Raw genomic sequence first — 18,524 nt, 5'->3', positions numbered from 1 at the left:
TTCCTTGTTCTGCGTGCTTCAGGCGGACGAACGGGCGCTCAGGCAAAGGCCTTGCCTTCGGCGGCCAGCCGGGCCAGCAGCGGCGCGGGCTCCCAGGCGCGTGCGTCATCCAGCGGGTTGCGGGCAAAGCGCTTCATGGACTGCACCACGTTGAACAGGCCCACTTCGCTGGCGTAGTGCATGGGACCGCCGCGGTGGATGGGGAAGCCGTAGCCGGTCAGGTACACCATGTCGATGTCGCTCGACTTGCTGGCGATGCCCTCTTCCAGGATCTTGGCGCCCTCGTTGACCAGCGCATAGACCAGGCGCTGCACGATCTCCTCGTCGCTCACCTTGCGCGGCGTGATGCCCAGGGCCTTGCGGTGCTCCTCGATCATCTGGTTCACCACGTCGCTGGGAATCGCGTCACGCTTGCCAGCCTGGTAGTCGTACCAGCCCGCCCCGGTCTTCTGGCCGAAGCGTCCCATCTCGCACAGCAGGTCGGCCGTCTTGCTGTACTTCATGTCGGGCTGCTCGACGGCGCGGCGCTTGCGGATGGCCCAGCCGATGTCGTTGCCGGCCAGGTCGCCCATGCGGAACGGGCCCATGGCGAAGCCGAACTTCTCGATGGCCTTGTCCACCTGCTCGGGCGTGCAGCCTTCGTCCAGCAGGAAGCCGGCCTGCTGGCTGTAGCGCTCGATCATGCGGTTGCCGATGAAACCGTCGCACACGCCGGAGACCACGGCCGTCTTCTTGATCTTCTTGGCCAGGGCCATCACGGTGGCCAGCACGTCCTTGGCCGTGGCCTTGCCGCGCACCACTTCCAGCAGCTTCATCACGTTGGCGGGACTGAAGAAGTGCATGCCCACCACGTCCTGCGGACGCTGGGTGAAGGCGGCGATCTTGTCCACGTCCAGCGTGGAAGTGTTGGACGCCAGGATGGCGCCGGGCTTGGCCACGGCGTCGAGCTGCTTGAACACGGCTTCCTTCACGCCCAGTTCCTCGAACACGGCCTCGATGATCAGGTCGCAGTCCTTCAGGTCGGCATAGTTCAGCGTAGTGGACAGCAGGGCCATGCGTTGCTGGTACTTGTCTTCCTTGAGCTTGCCCTTCTTGACCTGGGCTTCGTAATTCTTCTGGATCGTGCCGATGCCGCGGTCCAGCGCCTCCTGCTTCATCTCCAGGATGGTCACGGGGATGCCCGCGTTCAGGAAGTTCATGCTGATGCCGCCACCCATGGTGCCCGCGCCGATCACGCCGACCTTCTTGATGTCCCGCTTGGGAGTCTCGGACGGGACGTCGGGGATCTTGCTCGCGGCACGCTCCGCAAAGAACAGGTGGCGCAGCGCGCGCGACTCGGGCGTCCACATCAGGTTGATGAACAGCTCGCGCTCGTACGCCAGGCCGTCGGCAAACTTGCGCTTGGTGGCCGCCTCCACGGCGTCCACGCACTTGGCGGGCGCGGGGAAGTTCTTGGCCATGCCCTTGACCATGTTGCGCGCGAACTGGAAGTACGCATCGCCCTCGGGGTGCTTGCACGGCAGGTTGCGTACCAGCGGCAGCGGGCGCACGTCCGCCACGCTTCGGGCGAAGGCCAGCGCTTCCTCGGCCAGCGATTCGGGCGACGCGGCCATCTTGTCGAACAGCTTCTGGCCGGGCACGGCGCCGATCATCTCGCTCTTGACCGGCTCGCCGCTGACGATCATGTTCAGCGCTGCCTCCACACCCACCACGCGCGGCAGGCGCTGCGTGCCACCCGCGCCGGGCAGGATGCCCAGCTTCACCTCGGGCAGCGCCACGTTGCAGCCGGGCGCGGCCACACGGTAGTGGCAGCCCAGGGCCAGCTCCAGCCCGCCGCCCATGCAGACGGTGTGGATGGCAGCCACCACGGGCTTGGTGCAGTTCTCGACAGCGTTGATGACGGAGTGCAGATTGGGCTCCTGCAGCGACTTGTCGGTGCCGAACTCCTTGATGTCGGCGCCGCCCGAGAAGGCGCCGCCCGCGCCGGTGATGACGATGGCCTTGACGGCCGCGTCGGCCTGGGCGCGATCGAGGCCATCGACGATGCCCTGGCGCGTGGCCAGGCCAAGCCCGTTGACGGGCGGGTTGTTGAGGGTGATCACGGCCACGTCGCCGTGGACCTGGTATTCAGCCGTCATGCTGTCGTTCCTCTTGAATCTCGGGTGGATGAAAGAAAAGTACGCTCGTGCGTTTTTAGCACGCAAGTCTAGAGGCAGGGGTCGCAGTTTTTTGTCTCAGCCGGGACAAGCGTGCAGCGCACACCGACATCTAACTATCCTTTTGATAGCTGACAGCGCTCATCCACAATGGGCTAAAGGCCAACCAAGCCCTCAAACCTCCAGCCACTCCTTGCGTACATAGCTGTTGGCACGCAGCTCGTCGGGCGTGCCCTGAAAGACGATGCTGCCGTGCCCCATGACCAGCGCGCGGTCGGAGATGGTCATGGCGATGGTGAGCTTCTGCTCGATGAGCAGCACGGAGATGCCCCGCTGCTTGAGCCGCGTGAGGTACTCGCCCACCAGTTCGACGATTTTGGGCGCCAGCCCCTCGGTGGGCTCGTCGATGATGATGAGGTCCGGGTCGCCCATGAGCGTGCGGCACAGGGTCAGCATCTGCTGCTCGCCGCCGGACATGACGCCCGCCTCGATGTTGCGGCGCTCCTTCAGGCGCGGGAACATCTCGTACATGTCGTCAAAGCTCCAGCGGCTATCCCTGCCACTGCCCTTCTGGCCCAGCAGCAGGTTCTGGTGCACGGTGAGGTTGGGAAACACGTCGCGGCTTTCGGGCACGTAGCCGATGCCCAGATGGGCGATCTCGTAGGCCTTCCTGCCATTGAGGTCCTGGCCCTTCCACTGCAGCGTGCCCTGCCAGTCCACCAGGCCCATCACGGCCTTGGCCGCGGTGGAGCGGCCGGAGCCGTTGCGGCCCAGCAGCGCGACGATCTCGCCCGGCTGCACGTCAAATCCCACGCCGTGCAGCACATGGCTCTTGCCGTAGTAGGCGTGCAGGTTCTCGACTTTCAGCATGTCTCAATGTCCCCCGGCCTGCTGCGCGGCAATGACGGAGCCCAGGTAGGCTTCCTGCACGCGCGGGTTGGCGCGCACGTTCTCGGGCGTGTCGAAGGCGATCACCTCGCCATACACCACCACGGCGATCTTGTCGGCCAGGCCGAAGACCACGCCCATGTCGTGCTCCACGGTCAGCAGGGTGCGGCCCTGCGTGACCTCCTTGATGAGGTGGATGAAGCGCGTGGTCTCGCTCTTGCTCATGCCCGCAGTGGGCTCATCCAGCAGGATCACGCTGGCGCCGCCGGCAATGGTGATGCCGATCTCCAGAGCGCGCTGCTCGGCATAGGTCAGGTTCATGGCCAGGGTGTCGCGCTTCTTGTCCAGCTTGATCATCTCCATGAGCTGCGTGGCCCGGTCGTTGGCATCCTGCAACCTGGACAGGAAGCGCCAGAACGCATAGCGGTACCCCAGGCTCCACAGCACGCCGCAGCGCAGGTTCTCGAACACGCTGAGCTTGGGAAAGATGTTGGTGATCTGGAAGCTGCGCGACAGCCCCATGCGGTTGATCTCGAAGGGCTGCTTGCCGTCGATGCGCGCGCCGTGCAGCAGCACTTCTCCGCTGGTGGGCGCGAACCGCCCGCTGACGAGATTGAACAGCGTGGACTTGCCCGCGCCGTTGGGTCCGATGACGGCCACGCGTTCGCCGGGCCGTACCGCCAGGTTGGCGCCGCGGATGATCTCGGTCTTGCCGAAGCTCTTGCGCAGGTCGCGCAGCTCCAGCGCATAGGTTGCCTGGTCCGCCATCAGCCTGCCTCCCCACGCTTGATCTCGTGCTCGATCTCTTCCTGGATCGCGCCCCACTGCCGCATGAACTGCCTTCGACAGAGTTCGAACAGCCCCACGCCGGTCACCAACACGAAGCCGGCGCCGAACCAGCTCGCCACGCTCTTGGCGTTCAGCGTCGCACCCAGAAACTCCAGCTGCGGCCCCAGCGCCTCGTTCAGCTGCAGGTGATAAGTCATTTCGATCATCGCTGCAGCCCCCAGCACCGCAACCAGCGCCGTGCCGCCCAGCGCCAGGTAGGCGCTGATGATGCCGCGCAGCTTGCCGTACTTGGCCAGGCGCAGATTCATCATGATCAGGCTGGCAATGCCGCCGGGCGCATACATGACCATGAAAAGGAACACCAGGCCCAGGTACAGCAGCCAGGCCTTGGACAGCTCGGACAGCAGCACCGACGCCAGCACCAGCAGCACAGCGCCGATGATGGGGCCGAAGAAGAACGTGGCCCCGCCCAGGAAGGTGAACAGCAGGTAGCTGCCCGAGCGCACCACGCTCACGCTGTCGGCGGCCGTGACGATCTCGAAGTTGATGGCCGCCAGCGCCCCGCCGATGCCCGCGAAGAACCCGGCGATGATGAAGGCGAAGTAGCGCACGCGCTGCGTGTTGTAGCCGATGAACTCCACACGCTCGGGGTTGTCGCGCACGGCGTTGAGGATGCGCCCCAGCGGCGTGCCCGTGAAGGCAAACATGGCGGCCGTGCACACGAAGCAGTACGCCGCGATCAGGTAGTACACCTGGATCGCCGGGCCGAACGTGATGCCCAGTACCGGCCGGCCGTACACGCGGTCCGTGGTGATGCCGCCTTCGCCCCCGAAGAACTCGGGGAACATCAGCGCCATGGAGGCCACGAGTTCGCCGATGCCCAGTGTGATCATCGCGAAGGTGGTGCCGGACTTCTTGGTGGTGACATAGCCCAGCAGCACGGCGAAGAACATGCCCGCCAGCCCTCCCACCAGCGGCATCAGCACCAGCGGGATGGGCAGTCGCCCGTCGCTGGCCATGTTGATGGCGTGCACCGCCAGGAACGAGCCCAGGCCGGTGTACACGGCGTGGCCGAAGCTCAGCATGCCGCCCTGCCCCAGCAGGATGTTGTACGACAGGCAGATGATGATCGCGTAGCCGATCTGCGACAGCATCGTCAGCGCCAGGCTGCTGGTGAACAGTTGGGGCGCCACGACGAGCGCCAGGGCAAACAGGCTCCAGATGACGATGCGCCCCACATTCAAGGGCTTGAAGCGGTAGTACCGCACGGCGCCCCCGGCGGCCGCGGTCGAAGGTGCAGAGGAAGTGGTGTGCATGGCCTTTCAATCCTCCCGCGTGCCCAGCAGGCCCTTGGGCCGGAAGATCAGGATCAGAACGAGGAACAGGTACGGCAGGATCGGCGCCACCTGCGAGATGGTGAGCTTGAATAGCGGGTAGCCAAAGGTCTGTTCGGTGACCTGGACGCCCAGGCGGGCGAAGGCATGCACCAGCGAATAGTCCAGCGCCACCGCAAAGGTCTGCACCAGTCCGATGATGAGTGACGCCAGGAACGCCCCCGCCAGCGACCCCATGCCCCCGACCACCACCACCACGAAGATGATGGAGCCCACCGAGGCCGCCATGGCCGGCTCGGTCACGTAGGTATTGCCGCCGATCACGCCGGCCAGCCCCGCCAGCGCGCAGCCGCCGCCAAACACCAGCATGAACACGCGCGGCACGTTGTGGCCCAGGGCCTCCACCATGTGCGGATGCTTGAGCGCCGCCTGGATCACCAAACCGATGCGGGTGCGCGTGAGCAGCAGCCAGACCGACAGCAGCATCAGCACCGCCACCAGCATGACGAAGGAGCGCGACTTGGGAAACTGCGTGCCGTACAGGGTGAAGAGCGGCCCCTGCAGTTGCGCAGGCAGGCCATAGGGCACGGTGGAGCGCCCCCACACCAGCTGCACCACCTCCAGGATCAGGTACGACAGGCCAAAGGTGACCAGCAGCTCGGGCACATGGCCGAACTTGTGCACGCGGCGCAGCGCATAGCGCTCGAAGACCGCGCCCAGCGCCCCCACCAGCAGCGGTGCCACCACCAGCGCGGGCCAGAAGCCGATGGCACCCGACAAGGTGTACGCAAAGTACGCGCCCAGCATGTAGAAACTGGTGTGCGCGAAGTTGAGCACGCCCATCATGCTGAAGATCAGCGTCAGCCCCGAACTCAGCATGAACAGCAGCAGACCGTAGCTGACGCCGTTGAGCAGGGAGATCACGAAAAACTCAAGATTCATCGCAAGACCGCGCAGCAGGTGAAAAAAAGGCCCGAGGAGACTCGGGCCCCAAAGGTCGTCCCACCAGGAACTACATCAGGAAGGCCGCTTCATCTGGCACGACGTGGGCGTGCTGGCCACATAGGGCTCGTAGTACTTCACCGGCACGAAGGTGTAGCCGGTGTTCTCGGCATCGCGGGGATACTTGTCGCCCGCCTTTTCCCAGCGGGTCACGAACAGGCCCTGCTGCAACTGGTGGTCGGACTTGCGCATCTCCACTTCGCCGTTGAAGCTGTTGAACTTCATGCCTTCCATCGCAGCAGCCACCTTCACGGGATCGGTGGACTTGGCCTTCACGAAGGCGGAATCCAGCATGGAGAAGGCGTGGTACACGGCGCCGGTGTACATGTCGTCGTTGAACTTCTTCTTGTAGTCGCCCACGATGCGACCGATCTCGCCCGGCAGGTTCAAGTGGTTGTACGACACCATGTACACCCGGCCCGCGGCACCTGCGCCCATGGCTGTGGGGCTGCCTGTCACGCCGCCGTAATAGGTGTAGAAGTTCACGTTGTTCAGGCCTGCATCGTTGGCGGCCTTGATGAGCAGCGCGAGGTCGGAGCCCCAGTTGCCCGTGATCACCGTGTCCGCACCCGACTGCTTGATCTTGGCGATGTAGGGCGCGAAGTCGCGCACCTGCGCCAGCGGATGCAGGTCGTCGCCCACGATCTGCACGTCAGGGCGCTTGCGCTTGAGGTTCTCCTTCGCGTACTTGGAGACCTGATGTCCGTGCGAATAGTTCTGGTTGATCAGGTACACCTTCTGGACCTCAGGATGGTCCTTGATGAAGGTGGTCATGGCCTCCATCTTCATGGAGGTGTCGGCATCCAGGCGGAAGTGCCAGTAGCTGCACTTGCTGTTGGTGAGGTCAGGGTCCACCGCCGCGTAGTTCAGGTAGACGACTTCCTTGCCCGGATTGCGCGCGTTGTGCTTTTCCAGTGCGTCGATGATGGCCAGCGCCGGGCCCGAACCATTGCCCTGCACCACGTAGCGCGCGCCCTGGTCCATGGCGGAGCGCAGTGCGCTGGTAGTCTCCTGCGGGCTGAGCTTGTTGTCGATGCCGATGATCTCGAACTTCACGCCCGACGCGTTCTTCTTGTTGAACTCCTCGGAGATGAACTGGAAGCTCTTGAGCTGGTTGGTGCCCACCGCGGCCATGAGGCCCGACAGCGGATCGAGCCAGGCGATCTTGACGGTTTCCCCTTTTTGGGCGAATGCGCCACCAGCACATGCAAAGATTGCGCTAGCAGCTACCATTTTGATAGCGAACTTCATGCCTCGTCTCCTTGTGAGAATGAATACGCCGCAGCGTACAAGGGATGCAACGAGGCGCCGTTCAGGGATTGCCCCTAGCAGCTATCACCCATGTGACCGGCGCGCAGGAACAGTCCCTTGCGCACCGGCCGGGGCGCGCTCACAGGCCGGGCAACTGGTAGCCCGCCAATTGCTCGCGCAGGCGGGTCTTGAGCATCTTGCCGGTGGCGCCCAGCGGGATCGCATCGACGAACACCACGTCATCGGGGATCTGCCACTTGGCGGTCTTGCCCTCGTAGAACTTGAGCAGTTCCTCGCGCGTGACCTGGGCACCCGGACGCAGGGCCACCACGACGATCGGGCGTTCATCCCACTTGGGGTGCGGCATGCCGATGCAGGCAGCCATCGCCACGGCAGGGTGCGCCATGGCGATGTTCTCGATGTCGATGGAGCTGATCCACTCGCCGCCGGACTTGATCACGTCCTTGCTGCGGTCGGTGATCTGCATGAAGCCATCCGGGTCGATGGTGGCCACATCCCCCGTGGGAAACCAGCCACGCCCCTGCTCATCCCTTATGAGCGGGCTCTCACCCTTGTAGTAGGTGTCCAGGATCCAGGGGCCGCGCACCAGCAGATCGCCATAGCTCTGCCGTCCCAGGGCTGCTCCTGGCCATCGGCGCCGACGATCTTCATGTCCACACCATAGATGGCACGGCCCTGCTTTTGCAGGATGTGCATCTGCTCGTCCTTGCCCATCTGCAGGTGCTTGTTCTTGAGCGTGCACAGCGTGCCCAGCGGGCTCATCTCGGTCATGCCCCAGGCGTGCAGCACGGACACGCCGTACTCGTCCTGGAAGGCCGTGATCATGGCGGGCGGGCAGGCCGACCCGCCGATGACCGTGCGGCGCAGGGTGCTGAACTTCAGGCCCGCGGACTTCACATGGTTGAGCAGCATCTGCCACACGGTGGGCACGCCCGCGGCAAAGGTCACGCCTTCGGCCTCGATAAGGTCATGGACCGACTTGCCGTCCAGCGCGGGGCCGGGGAATACCACCTTGCAGCCCGTGAGGGCCGCCGAGTACGGGATACCCCAGGCGTTGACGTGGAACATCGGCACCACGGGCAGCACTGCGTCGCGCGCCGAGAGGTTCATCACATCGGGCAGCGCAGCGGCATAGGCATGCAGCGTGGTGGAGCGGTGGCTGTACAGCGCCGCCTTGGGGTTGCCCGTGGTGCCGCTGGTGTAGCACATGCTGGAGGCGGAGTTCTCGTCGAACGTGGGCCACTGGTATTCGGCCGACGCGCCGCCGATCCAGTCTTCATAGCTGGTAAGGCCGGGGATGCCCGAGTCCGCAGGCAGCTTGTCGCTGTCGCACAGCGCCACCCATTTCTTGACCGTGGGGCACTTGGCATGCACGGCCTGCACCAGCGGCAGGAAGGTCATGTCGAAGCACAGCACCTGGTCCTCGGCATGGTTCACGATCCAGGCGATCTGGTCAGGGTGCAGGCGCGGGTTGATGGTGTGCAGCACGCGGCCCGAGCCGCTCACGCCGAAGTACATCTCCATGTGGCGGTAGCCATTCCAGGCGAGCGAGGCCACGCGGTCGCTGAACTGCAGGCCCAGCCCATCCAGGGCATTGGCCAGTTGGCGCGAACGCCGGGCCAGGTCGCGATAGGTGTAGCGATGGATGTCCCCCTCCACGCGGCGCGAGACGATTTCCCCGTCGCCATGGTGACGCTCGGCGAACGAGATCAACGAGGAAATCAAGAGAGGTTGGCTCTGCATCAGGCCCAGCATGGATGCTCCTTTGGTAATGAATTGTGGGTGTACGAAGACTGCGCCATCGTAGCGGGGAACATGGGGCTTTCCAGCCACGGAGCCATCCGGAGAAATCCCACGTTCGCGCCGGCCCCCGCGCACAAGGCCTTGGCCCAGGGCGGGGCATAGGGGCCCGGGGGACAATCCCCGCATGACGTTTGCCCCCACCCCTGACGCTACCCCGGTCGCGCCACTGGTGCCCGCCTGGCAGCCGGGCTTCGCCGCGCTGGGCTCGGCCTTCTTCACGCCGCTGCGCCCCACTCCCCTGCCCCAGCCTCACTGGGTGGGCACCAGCGCCGAGGTAGGCGCCTTGCTGGGCCTGCCCGAAGCCTGGCAGCAGCGCGACGACGCACTGCAGGCCTTCACAGGCAACGCCCTGCTGCCCGGCAGCCAGCCGCTGGCCAGCGTGTACAGCGGCCACCAGTTCGGCGTGTGGGCCGGCCAGTTGGGCGATGGCCGTGCCATCCTGCTGGGCGAAACCGCCACAGGCCAAGAGGTGCAGCTCAAGGGTAGCGGGCGCACGCCCTATTCGCGCATGGGCGACGGCCGCGCCGTGCTGCGATCGTCGATCCGCGAATTCCTGTGCAGCGAGGCCATGCATGCGCTGGGCATACCGACCACGCGCGCGCTGTGCGTGACCGGTTCGCCCGCGCCCGTGCAGCGCGAGGAGGTGGAAACCGCCGCCGTGGTCACGCGCGTAGCGCCCAGCTTCATCCGTTTCGGCCACTTCGAGCACTTCGCGGCGCGCGGCCAGGAAGCCGAGCTGCGCGCCCTGGCCGACTACGTGATCGACCGCTACTACCCCGACTGCCGCCGCTCGCAGGAATGGGAAGGCAACGCCTACGCCGCACTGCTGCATGCCGTGAGCGAGCGCACCGCTGCACTGCTGGCGCAATGGCAGGCCGTGGGTTTTTGCCATGGCGTCATGAACACCGACAACATGAGCATCCTGGGCCTCACGATGGACTACGGGCCTTTCCAGTTTCTGGATGCTTTCGACCCCGGACACATCTGCAATCACAGCGATGTGCGCGGCCGCTACGCCTTCGACCGCCAGCCCAGCGTGGCGTACTGGAACCTGTTGTGTCTGGCCCAGGCGCTGCTGCCGCTGATCGGCGAGGTGGACACGGCGCGCGCCGCGCTGCAGTCGTACGAAGGCAGCTTTGGCCGGCAGTTCCTGGCGCGCATACGCGCCAAGCTCGGCCTGCAGCAGGCGCGCGAAGGCGACGCCGCATGGGTCGATGGCCTGTTGCGCCTGCTGGCCGCCGACCGCGTGGACTACCCCATCTTCTGGCGCCGGCTGTCCGGTGCAGTAGCCACGGAGGATTTCGAACCCGTGCGCGATCTGTTCCTGGACCGTGCAGCTCTGGACGCCTGGTTGCTACAATATAAGGAGCTATTAGCGCTTGATGGATGGGCGCTAGCAGCCGATTTGATGCATAAAACCAATCCACGCTTCGTGCTGCGCAACCACCTGGGCGAACAGGCGATTCGCGCCGCGAAACTCGGGGACTTCTCCGAACTCCAAATATTGCAAAGGTTGCTGGCGCGCCCCTTCGACGACCACCCGGGGCACGAGGCCTACGCCGGCTTTCCGCCCGACTGGGCGTCCTCCATCTCCATCAGCTGTTCCTCATGACCTACCCCATCCAGAAAACCGAAGACGAATGGCAGGCGCTGCTGCAGGCCAAGGGCGCCGAGCCCGCGGCTTACCAGGTCACGCGTCACGCGGCCACCGAGCGGCCCTTCAGCGGCAAGTACGAAGGCCACTGGGCCGACGGCAGTTACCACTGCGTCTGCTGCGGTGCCAAGCTGTTCGACTCCGACACCAAGTTCGACGCGGGCTGCGGCTGGCCCAGCTTCTCGCTTGCCGTGCCCGGTGCCATTCGGGAGATCGAGGACCGCAGCCACGGCATGGTGCGCACCGAGACCGTGTGTGCACAATGCGGGGCCCACCTGGGCCATGTCTTCCCCGACGGCCCGGCTCCTTCGGGTCTGCGCTATTGCATGAACTCCGCCTCGCTCGATTTTGAACCCCCGGCGCCATGAAACTGCTCATCGACTTCTTTCCGATCATCCTGTTCTTCGCCGCATTCAAGGTCTGGGGCATCTACGTGGCCACGGCCGTGGCGATTGCCGCCACCGTCGTGCAGATCGGCTACATCCGCCTCAAGCACGGCAAGGTCGAACCCCTGCAATGGCTGAGCCTGGGCGTCATCGTGCTGTTCGGCGGCGCCACCCTGCTGGCACACAGCGAAACCTTCATCAAATGGAAGCCCACCGTGCTCTACTGGCTCATGGGCGGCACCTTGCTCGTCGGCCAGTTGGTGTTCCGCAAAAACTTCATCCAGTCACTCATGGGCGCTCAGATCGATCTGCCCGCGCCCGTGTGGCGCAACCTGAACTGGGGCTGGACGGGCTTTTTCGCCACCATGGGTGTACTCAATCTGTGGGTGGCCTACAACTTCGACACCGACACCTGGGTGAACTTCAAACTGTTCGGAGGCATCGGCCTGATGTTCGCCTTCGTCATTGCCCAGGCGCTGTACCTGAGCCGCCACGTCAAGGATGAGGGCGATGCCGCGCCCAAGGACCTGCAACCATGAACACCACGCCCTCCATCGCTATCACGGCAGAGGCCATGGCCGAACGCCTGCGCGCCGCACTATCGCCCACCCATCTGGAAGTGGTGGACGAAAGCTGGCAGCACGAAGGCCATGCCGGCGCCAATGGAACCGGGTTTGGCACCCATTTCCGCGTGCGCATCGCGTCACCGTTATTTACAGGCAAGCGCAAGGTTGCACAGCATCGCCTTGTGTATGATGCGCTGCAGATTTTCATTGACCAAGGCGCCCACGCCATTGCCATTGAAACTCTCTGAAACAACCCCGATCCAAGGGCGTTGCAGCCAGTCGTCTGCAGCCTATTTCCCAATCAGTGGATTCTCAATGAAGAAAAAGCTCTTGTCCGGCCTCGTGGCCGCAGCCGTGCTGGGCACGATGGCATTGCCCGTTGCCGCGCAAAACCTCGCCATCGTTAATGGCAAGGCGGTTCCCAAGGAACGTGCCGAAGTCCTGAAGCAGCAGGTGGAGCGTTCGGGCCGCCCGGTCACGCCCGAACTGGAAAACCAGATCAAGGAAGAAGTGATCGCCCGCGAGATCTTCATGCAGGAAGCGCAAAAGCGCGGCCTGGAAGGCTCTGCCGATTACAAGGCCCAGATGGAGTTGGCACGCCAGACCATTCTGATCCGTGAACTGTTCGTGGATTTCCAGAAGAACAACGCCGTGACCGATGCCGAGATCCAGGCCGAGTACGACAAGTTCGTGGCCGCCAACGCTGGCAAGGAATACAAGGCCAGCCACATCCTGGTCGAAAAGGAAGACGAGGCCAAGGCCATCATTGCTTCCATCAAGAAGGGTGGCAAGTTCGAGGACATCGCGAAGAAGCAATCCAAGGACCCCGGATCCGGCGCCCGCGGTGGCGACCTGGACTGGGCCAGCCCGAGCAGCTACGTGGCTGAGTTCACGGAAGCGCTGGTGAAGCTGGAGAAAGGCAAGATGACCCAGACCCCCGTGAAGAGCCAGTTCGGCTGGCACGTCATCCGCCTGGACGATGTGCGCGAAGCCCAGCTGCCGAAGCTGGAAGAGGTCAAGCCCCAGATCGCCCAGCAACTGCAGCAGCAGAAACTGGCGAAGTTCCAGGAAGACCTGCGCGCCAAGGCCAAGGTGGAGTAACCGCTACAGGCGCCTCGCGCACGACAACGCGGCCTTCGGGCCGCGTTTTTTATGCCCGTCCCACCAGCCAGCCAGCCAGCAACAGTCCTACGATCAGAACCGGCTGGTGCAGCATGTAATAGCTGAGGCTATAGCGTCCCAAACCAGCCAGGGGCGCTACCACACGCGGCAACGGGCGGGACAGCCAGCCGTCCGAACGCACAACGAGCCACTGCCCCGCCGCCGTCCCCCACCACATAACGCCCAGCCACGGAAAGAGCGGCACATAGTCCTCGGTAAAGGGCTTTCGCGAAATCCAGCCCAACCAGTTGAGGCCCCGCCCATTGAATAGCGGCGCCCATTCTGAAAGAGGCCCCTGCAGCGCCCAGCCTGCGACCCAAGGCGACACCAGTGCCAGCAGCCCGGCCAACCACAGCCACCTGCCCCACCCTGCCGTCAGCCGCGTGATGACGAGCATCACTGCCATGCCATGCAGCACACCAAAGTAAATGAAGCTGCGCGGGAACATCAGAAAAGAGCCAAACGTTACCAGCAATGCACAGGCCGTGATCTGGCTCCAGCGCCGGGCGAAACGCGCCCACCCAACCTGACGTTGCCAAGCCACGGCTTGTCCCAGCCCCGCACATCCCAGGAACAGACTGACGATGAGGGTTCGCTGCACAGTCCACAAGGGATCTGCCCGGAAGTCCTGGGGCCAGTAGCCAAAATGGCTGAGGTCGAAGCAGAAATGGAAGGCCGTCATCCATACCATGGCGAACCCGCGCAATGCGTCCAGTCGGTCATGGCGTCTCTCGGCAGTTTTTTGAGCGATCGTCAACAAAACGCGTCCCACAAGTCCAGGAAAAAGGCTGGCGCTTCAAGCCAGCCTTCAATGATCCCCCTCTCCAGTACTCGCCCGATCAGGACAACCCAGCAACCAGAGGGAGCGCTAAATTATGGGGTGCGTATCAGGGCGATGCCGCCGCATTAAGGTTTCTTTGCAGACGTTGGCTCGTTCACCAAATTCATAGCAGGCTCCCCGGCGCTGGGCTGCCCTGCTTCCTGGAATCGGCCGTGCCGGTTTGCATAGGTAGACTCATCGCCACCCGCTCCAAAGCGTCGCGCCTGGCCGCCGTCCGCCGCATTTTCACCATCCACGATAGGCTCGTCCGTGGAGTCGTCCCGCATACCGTAGTTGTTGAAATGTCCACGGTCGCGTGCGCGTTGTTTCTGGTCTGCCGCCAGCCTTTCGGAAAGAGGCGCCGTGCCAAATACTGCTTCTTCAGACATGCTTCTGCTCCTGCAATGAAAAAATCATCCTAGGAAGACAGGGACGGCACTGATGTAAGACGGTGTCGGAGGAGCCCAGCGGGAATTGTCTGTCACCGTTGACCAGCGAACATGGCAGCCCGCAAAATCAAAGACAAAAGGGGTTAGGTCAATAGACCTAACCCCTTGATTCAATTGGTCGGAGCGGCGGGATTCGAACTCGCGACCCTCTGCTCCCAAAGCAGATGCGCTACCAGGCTGCGCTACGCTCCGACAGCTGGCATTCTAACCTGCCAGATTCTGTTCACCGCCAAAAATCGGCGGTATTTGTCACACTCAGCGATTGCCAGATGACGAGCCGGTGCCCGGCCCAGGGCCGCGCCCTGCAAGGTGGCGGAAAGTGATACGGCCCTTGGTCAGGTCGTAGGGCGACATCTCCAGCGACACCTTGTCGCCGGCCAGGATGCGGATATGGTGCTTGCGCATCTTGCCGCCGGTATAGGCGATGAGTTGGTGGCCGTTGTCCAGCGTCACGCGAAAGCGCGAATCCGGCAGGACTTCGGTCACGCTACCCTGCATTTCAATCAGTTCTTCTTTGGCCATGTGTGTGGTCAGTTTCTTGATAACAATTATCTATGGCGGCGCCTGGAAAAAGCCGATGCGTCCACTAACCCAAGGGCCGCATCGGCCCTTGAGGGGCTCGAAGCAAGGTGCAATGCAGGCAGGTGAGTTGCTGCACCAAAGGCGCAGGAGGCCGTAAGGCCGGGGAAACGGCTTCAATGGACAGGCGAAGCACTGTACATAAGCGGCGGAATTGTACTGCGATGTCGAAGCCGGGCCTATGGCCGGGCAACCGCGGCAGCCAAGGTCTTCACGAGGTCCGTCTGCGTGATGATGCCAACCAGTTCCTGCGCATCGTTCACCACCGGAATGTGGTGGTGCCCCGCCTCGGAGAACAGAGGCACCAGATCCATCACATGCTGTTCAGACAGCACCTGCTGCACGGGAGACGACATCAGGCCTTGTACTTGCTCGGGACGTTTGGGCCGCCCCATGATGAGCGAGCGTAGACGCTGGCCCATGCCTTCATGCATGTCCAGATTGGCCAGACGCATGAAGTCTGCCACCGTGACGATGCCGACCACCCTGCGCGCCCCGTCCACTACCGGCAACGCCTTGACGGCGTGCTTGCGCATGAGCGCCCAGGCATCCTTGAGGGGCGTCTCGGCAACCACCGCATGCACCGGTGATGACATGATCTCGCCGCATCGCAGCTCGCCAAGCGTGCGCTGGAAGGCGGCTTTGCCAGCCAAGTGCAAAAGCCCCTCCAGGTCGGCGCGACTGACATCCAGCACTTGGCTGTAGTGCGATAAGGCGGCATCCAAGTCGGCCGAGATGAAAGCGCCAGATCCCTTATGCGCGGCCCCCCGCGCTCTTTGTGCATGCGGATAGCTGCGCCCGGTCAAGTGATTGAAGGCCATCCCCATCAACACCAGCGCCAGCATATTGAGCAGCACCGGAAATACCGCAAAAGCCGCGCCGTCCTGCGGATTGAGCACAGCGAACAAGGCCATCGCCCCGCCTGGGGGGTGCAGGCAGCGCAATGCCAGCATGACCGCCACGGCCAGTCCCACGGCTGCGCCGCAGGCCAGAGGGACGTGGGGAACCAGCGTGGCGCAGGCAACGCCTACCATGTACGACAGCACGCTGCCCGCCAGCACTGGCCACGGCTGGGCGAGGGGGCTGGACGGCATCGCAATGATGAGTACCGCGCTGGAGCCCAGCGAGGCCACCATCCACGGGACCGGCAGGCCAGCCCCGAACCAATGCGCAAACAGCGCCACCACGGCCACGCAAAGCGCGATACCCGACACCATGCGCAAGCGTTCGCGCTGATTGACGCCTGCAGGCGCCGGCCAGAAAAGTCGCAGCCAGCCAGCGACGCGCCGTAAGGCTGACGTCGGCGGCTCTACCGCAGCGTCTGTGCGAGGGAATGGGGGTGCAGACATGAATGGGAGAAGGCGCCAAGCCGCGCAGAGAATCGGCGCGGCGGCCGTTGCTCAAGGAAGCCGCGCATTATCCGGGCAAGCCCTGAACTTGCAGGGCATATGGTTTTTTGCGCCATTACGGGCATCCACAACGCACGGGACGCACGGCTGCGGCGCAATCCACCCTCCCCCTTAGAATCATCCGACTCCATCACCAGGATTACCGCCACGTGTCTGATCGTATCGCCGTACTGCCTCAGTACTTGTTACCCAAACAAGCCCTGACCTCGTTTGCCGGACGTATGGCGTCTGCGCGCGCGGGCCAATTGACCACCGCGGTCATCCGCCGGTTTGTGGCGCGCTACGGCGTAGACATGAGCGAGGCGGCCAATCCGGACATTGCGAGCTACGCAACCTTCAACGACTTCTTTACACGTGCGTTGCGCCCTGGACTGCGCCCGCTTGCCGATGCTGCGGTGGTATGCCCTGTGGATGGAGCGGTCAGCCAGATCGGTCCTATCGAGCAGGACCAGATCTTTCAAGCCAAAGGCCACCTCTACTCCACCGCGGCTCTGCTTGGCGGCGACGCCCAAATGGCCGCGCAGTTCCAGGATGGCAGCTTCGCCACCATCTATCTCAGTCCACGCGACTACCACCGCATTCACATGCCGTGCGATGGACGACTGGTGCGTATGGACCATGTGCCTGGGGCATTGTTTTCAGTGAACCCGACCACCGCACGCGGTGTGCCCGGACTGTTTGCGCGCAACGAACGTGTGATCTGCCTGTTCGAAACGCCCCTGGGCCCCATGGCGCTCGTGCTGGTAGGCGCCACCATTGTCGGCAGCATGGCCACGGTATGGCACGGCCAGGTCAATCCGCCGCGTACCGGCCAACCGCGCCGCTGGGATTACCGGGACCGAGAAGTCGTGCTTCGTCAGGGTGATGAAATGGGGCGTTTTCTGCTGGGCTCCACGGTCGTGCTGCTGTTTCCCCGCGGCGCAGTGCAGTTCATGCCGGGATGGGAAGCAGCGCGGCCCGTGCGGTTGGGTGAAGCCATGGCGCACCGCTGCGGCATCTAGTTCACCTATTGGTGCGTTGATACCCGCTGTTCAGTGCCTCTCTGGCACCCGAGCAGTGGTAAACAAGGTGGGCTCGAGCTCCAGGTCCAGGGGGTCCACGGGTTCAGCGCGCCCCACCAGGTACACAGCCAGATCCTGGCGCCGCAGTGCTACATGGCTGACAGTTTCCCAACTTCCGGCTCGCCTCACCCGGGTGCCCGGCTTGAAGACCGGCATGCGGAATTGTCTGGACCATCCCCACGGCGCCTCGGCCGGATCTTGCGCTACGAGAGAGGGACTGGAAACCTGCATACGCGCATCTTAGCGCGTCAGCGCAATGACCGTTGCTGCGCGAACCGGAGTGCTGCCTCCACCATGCGTTGCAGCGTGGGCTGAATGCGCCCGGCGCGCTCTGGCAGGTAGTTGAACGGCGGTGCCTCCTGCATATAGCTGCACTGTGTCATCTCCAGTTGGACCGCGTGGATGTTGCGCGCAGGCTCGCCGTAACGGCGCGTGATGTAGCCTCCCTTGAACCTTCCGTTGAGCACGGCCGTGTGGTCGGGTGCCGTTTTGGCAATGGCAAACAGCTCCTGCGCCAGCGCTGCATCGCAGCTCGTGCCTCCGGCGGTACCCAGGTTCAGGTCTGGCAATGTGCCGTCGAAGAAGCGCGGAAGGACCGACCGAATCGAGTGCGCATCCCACAACACCGCCACGCCATGGGTGGCGCGCATACGGTTCAACTCTTCCCGCAACTGAGTATGGTAGGGCTCCCACAATGCCTCGCGCCGCGCGGCGACCTCGGCTGCGTCCGGCACGGGCCTGCCGCTATACAACGGCGTGCTGTCAAAGGCGTCCACAGGGCACAGCGCAGTGACGCTCTGGCCTGGGTAGAGGCTGGAGTCATCAGGAGGGCGATTGAGGTCAATCACATAGCGCGAGTGCGTGGCGACCAGTACTGAAGCTCCCATCGACTTCGCAAAACCGTAGAGCCGTTCCAAATGCCAATCGGTGTCCGGAACGCTCCGCGCCTCGGGGTTGAGGCGCCTTGCGATGGCGTCTGGCACATGGGTGCCCACATGGGGCATGGAAACCAGCAGTGGCGCGGTGCCTCTGTGGAAGGTGAAAGGGGGGCAATCGGAAGGCACGACATTCATGGCAATGGACAAGCGGGCGAACCAACAGTTGGCGTTAGTGCGCAACCTGGGCCGCAGTATGGCGCATCATCTTGAGGCTCAAGGGATCCCGTCCCACCTGCCGCACCGGCAACGACACACGC

The 18,524-nt window shown here is 63.8% G+C and carries 17 protein-coding genes, 1 tRNA gene and 1 pseudogene; 6 read left to right on the top strand and 13 right to left on the bottom strand.

Translation table 11 applies throughout. The features are described 5' to 3' along the window. Positions 1-38 precede the first annotated feature (38 nt). The 7 genes and pseudogenes from I3K84_RS02450 to I3K84_RS02420 form a co-directional block, all read right to left on the bottom strand. The gene (locus I3K84_RS02450; RefSeq protein WP_196995429.1) at positions 39-2,138 is read right to left on the bottom strand and encodes a 3-hydroxyacyl-CoA dehydrogenase NAD-binding domain-containing protein; all 2,100 of its coding nucleotides are present in this window, start codon (positions 2,136-2,138) and stop codon (positions 39-41) included. A 192-nt stretch (positions 2,139-2,330) separates the two neighbouring features. Further along, entirely contained in the window at positions 2,331-3,026 is a 696-nt protein-coding gene (locus I3K84_RS02445) for an ABC transporter ATP-binding protein (RefSeq protein WP_015913514.1), read from the bottom strand. A gap of 3 nt (positions 3,027-3,029) precedes the next feature. Continuing rightward, positions 3,030-3,812, bottom strand: a complete 783-nt coding sequence (locus I3K84_RS02440; RefSeq protein WP_011804953.1) for an ABC transporter ATP-binding protein — start codon at positions 3,810-3,812, stop codon at positions 3,030-3,032. Continuing rightward, complete coding sequence (locus I3K84_RS02435) at positions 3,812-5,149, bottom strand: branched-chain amino acid ABC transporter permease (protein ID WP_011804952.1); 1,338 nt, start codon at positions 5,147-5,149, stop codon at positions 3,812-3,814. Before I3K84_RS02435 ends, I3K84_RS02440 begins: the two co-directional genes overlap by 1 nt. Positions 5,150-5,155: 6 nt before the next feature. Next, entirely contained in the window at positions 5,156-6,109 is a 954-nt protein-coding gene (locus I3K84_RS02430) for a branched-chain amino acid ABC transporter permease (protein ID WP_011804951.1), read from the bottom strand. Positions 6,110-6,184: 75 nt separating this feature from the next. Next, positions 6,185-7,420 carry a branched-chain amino acid ABC transporter substrate-binding protein gene (locus I3K84_RS02425; RefSeq protein WP_088886536.1) on the bottom strand — a complete coding sequence of 412 codons (1,236 nt, stop codon included), beginning with the start codon at positions 7,418-7,420 and terminating at the stop codon, positions 6,185-6,187. A 139-nt stretch (positions 7,421-7,559) separates the two neighbouring features. Then, a pseudogene (locus I3K84_RS02420) lies at positions 7,560-9,196 on the bottom strand (3-(methylthio)propionyl-CoA ligase). A 172-nt stretch (positions 9,197-9,368) separates the two neighbouring features. On the opposite strand from I3K84_RS02420, the gene I3K84_RS02415 reads away from it, so the two are divergent. The 5 genes from I3K84_RS02415 to I3K84_RS02395 all read left to right on the top strand — a co-directional run bounded on the left by I3K84_RS02415 (position 9,369) and on the right by I3K84_RS02395 (position 12,951). Next, positions 9,369-10,856, top strand: a complete 1,488-nt coding sequence (locus tag I3K84_RS02415; RefSeq protein ID WP_196995428.1) for a YdiU family protein — start codon at positions 9,369-9,371, stop codon at positions 10,854-10,856. Then, positions 10,853-11,266 (top strand): peptide-methionine (R)-S-oxide reductase MsrB, encoded by a 414-nt coding sequence (gene msrB / locus I3K84_RS02410; protein ID WP_011804947.1) that lies wholly within the window; start codon positions 10,853-10,855, stop codon positions 11,264-11,266. The genes I3K84_RS02415 and msrB overlap by 4 nt, the downstream gene beginning before the upstream one ends. Further along, positions 11,263-11,823 carry a septation protein A gene (locus tag I3K84_RS02405; protein WP_011804946.1) on the top strand — a complete coding sequence of 187 codons (561 nt, stop codon included), beginning with the start codon at positions 11,263-11,265 and terminating at the stop codon, positions 11,821-11,823. The genes msrB and I3K84_RS02405 overlap by 4 nt, the downstream gene beginning before the upstream one ends. Continuing rightward, a complete protein-coding gene (locus tag I3K84_RS02400) occupies positions 11,820-12,098 on the top strand; it encodes a BolA family transcriptional regulator (RefSeq protein WP_011804945.1) in 279 nt (92 codons plus the stop codon). Before I3K84_RS02405 ends, I3K84_RS02400 begins: the two co-directional genes overlap by 4 nt. A 67-nt stretch (positions 12,099-12,165) precedes the next feature. After that, entirely contained in the window at positions 12,166-12,951 is a 786-nt protein-coding gene (locus I3K84_RS02395) for a peptidylprolyl isomerase (protein WP_015913520.1), read from the top strand. Positions 12,952-13,000: 49 nt separating this feature from the next. On the opposite strand, the gene I3K84_RS02390 is transcribed toward I3K84_RS02395, so the two are convergent. The 5 genes from I3K84_RS02390 to I3K84_RS02370 all read right to left on the bottom strand — a co-directional run bounded on the left by I3K84_RS02390 (position 13,001) and on the right by I3K84_RS02370 (position 16,208). Beyond that, positions 13,001-13,771 (bottom strand): heparan-alpha-glucosaminide N-acetyltransferase, encoded by a 771-nt coding sequence (locus tag I3K84_RS02390; RefSeq protein WP_196995427.1) that lies wholly within the window; start codon positions 13,769-13,771, stop codon positions 13,001-13,003. A gap of 146 nt (positions 13,772-13,917) precedes the next feature. After that, entirely contained in the window at positions 13,918-14,220 is a 303-nt protein-coding gene (locus I3K84_RS02385) for a hypothetical protein (protein ID WP_196995426.1), read from the bottom strand. A 175-nt stretch (positions 14,221-14,395) separates the two neighbouring features. Beyond that, a tRNA-Pro gene (locus I3K84_RS02380) sits at positions 14,396-14,472 on the bottom strand. A gap of 63 nt (positions 14,473-14,535) precedes the next feature. Next, positions 14,536-14,802 (bottom strand): translation initiation factor IF-1, encoded by a 267-nt coding sequence (gene infA, locus I3K84_RS02375; protein WP_011804941.1) that lies wholly within the window; start codon positions 14,800-14,802, stop codon positions 14,536-14,538. Between the two features lie 236 nt (positions 14,803-15,038). Then, the gene (locus tag I3K84_RS02370; protein WP_196995425.1) at positions 15,039-16,208 is read right to left on the bottom strand and encodes an HPP family protein; all 1,170 of its coding nucleotides are present in this window, start codon (positions 16,206-16,208) and stop codon (positions 15,039-15,041) included. Between the two features lie 209 nt (positions 16,209-16,417). Here I3K84_RS02370 and asd point away from each other — a divergent pair, with 209 nt between their 5' ends. Beyond that, positions 16,418-17,269 carry an archaetidylserine decarboxylase gene (gene asd, locus I3K84_RS02365; RefSeq protein ID WP_196995424.1) on the top strand — a complete coding sequence of 284 codons (852 nt, stop codon included), beginning with the start codon at positions 16,418-16,420 and terminating at the stop codon, positions 17,267-17,269. Positions 17,270-17,577: 308 nt separating this feature from the next. On the opposite strand, the gene hutG is transcribed toward asd, so the two are convergent. Then, positions 17,578-18,402 (bottom strand): N-formylglutamate deformylase, encoded by an 825-nt coding sequence (hutG, locus tag I3K84_RS02360; RefSeq protein WP_196996058.1) that lies wholly within the window; start codon positions 18,400-18,402, stop codon positions 17,578-17,580. Positions 18,403-18,524: the final 122 nt, after the last annotated feature.

Origin of the sequence: Diaphorobacter sp. JS3051, from assembly GCF_015832135.1 — a bacterium.
Taxonomy (GTDB): Bacteria; Pseudomonadota; Gammaproteobacteria; order Burkholderiales; family Burkholderiaceae_C; genus Diaphorobacter; species Diaphorobacter nitroreducens.
Note: the sequence above shows the minus strand (reverse complement) of the source record. Positions and strands in the feature narration are given on the sequence as shown.

Coding starts and splice junctions, on each gene's coding strand:
- I3K84_RS02405 (WP_011804946.1), top strand. CDS start 11,263: ATGAAACTGCTCATCGACTTCTTTCCGATCATCCTGTTCTTCGCCGCA.
- I3K84_RS02440 (WP_011804953.1), bottom strand. CDS start 3,812: ATGGCGGACCAGGCAACCTATGCGCTGGAGCTGCGCGACCTGCGCAAG.
- I3K84_RS02435 (WP_011804952.1), bottom strand. CDS start 5,149: ATGCACACCACTTCCTCTGCACCTTCGACCGCGGCCGCCGGGGGCGCC.
- I3K84_RS02445 (WP_015913514.1), bottom strand. CDS start 3,026: ATGCTGAAAGTCGAGAACCTGCACGCCTACTACGGCAAGAGCCATGTG.
- hutG (WP_196996058.1), bottom strand. CDS start 18,402: ATGAATGTCGTGCCTTCCGATTGCCCCCCTTTCACCTTCCACAGAGGC.
- I3K84_RS02430 (WP_011804951.1), bottom strand. CDS start 6,109: ATGAATCTTGAGTTTTTCGTGATCTCCCTGCTCAACGGCGTCAGCTAC.
- I3K84_RS02450 (WP_196995429.1), bottom strand. CDS start 2,138: ATGACGGCTGAATACCAGGTCCACGGCGACGTGGCCGTGATCACCCTC.
- infA (WP_011804941.1), bottom strand. CDS start 14,802: ATGGCCAAAGAAGAACTGATTGAAATGCAGGGTAGCGTGACCGAAGTC.
- msrB (WP_011804947.1), top strand. CDS start 10,853: ATGACCTACCCCATCCAGAAAACCGAAGACGAATGGCAGGCGCTGCTG.
- I3K84_RS02395 (WP_015913520.1), top strand. CDS start 12,166: ATGAAGAAAAAGCTCTTGTCCGGCCTCGTGGCCGCAGCCGTGCTGGGC.
- I3K84_RS02415 (WP_196995428.1), top strand. CDS start 9,369: ATGACGTTTGCCCCCACCCCTGACGCTACCCCGGTCGCGCCACTGGTG.
- I3K84_RS02370 (WP_196995425.1), bottom strand. CDS start 16,208: ATGTCTGCACCCCCATTCCCTCGCACAGACGCTGCGGTAGAGCCGCCG.
- I3K84_RS02400 (WP_011804945.1), top strand. CDS start 11,820: ATGAACACCACGCCCTCCATCGCTATCACGGCAGAGGCCATGGCCGAA.
- I3K84_RS02425 (WP_088886536.1), bottom strand. CDS start 7,420: ATGAAGTTCGCTATCAAAATGGTAGCTGCTAGCGCAATCTTTGCATGT.
- I3K84_RS02385 (WP_196995426.1), bottom strand. CDS start 14,220: ATGTCTGAAGAAGCAGTATTTGGCACGGCGCCTCTTTCCGAAAGGCTG.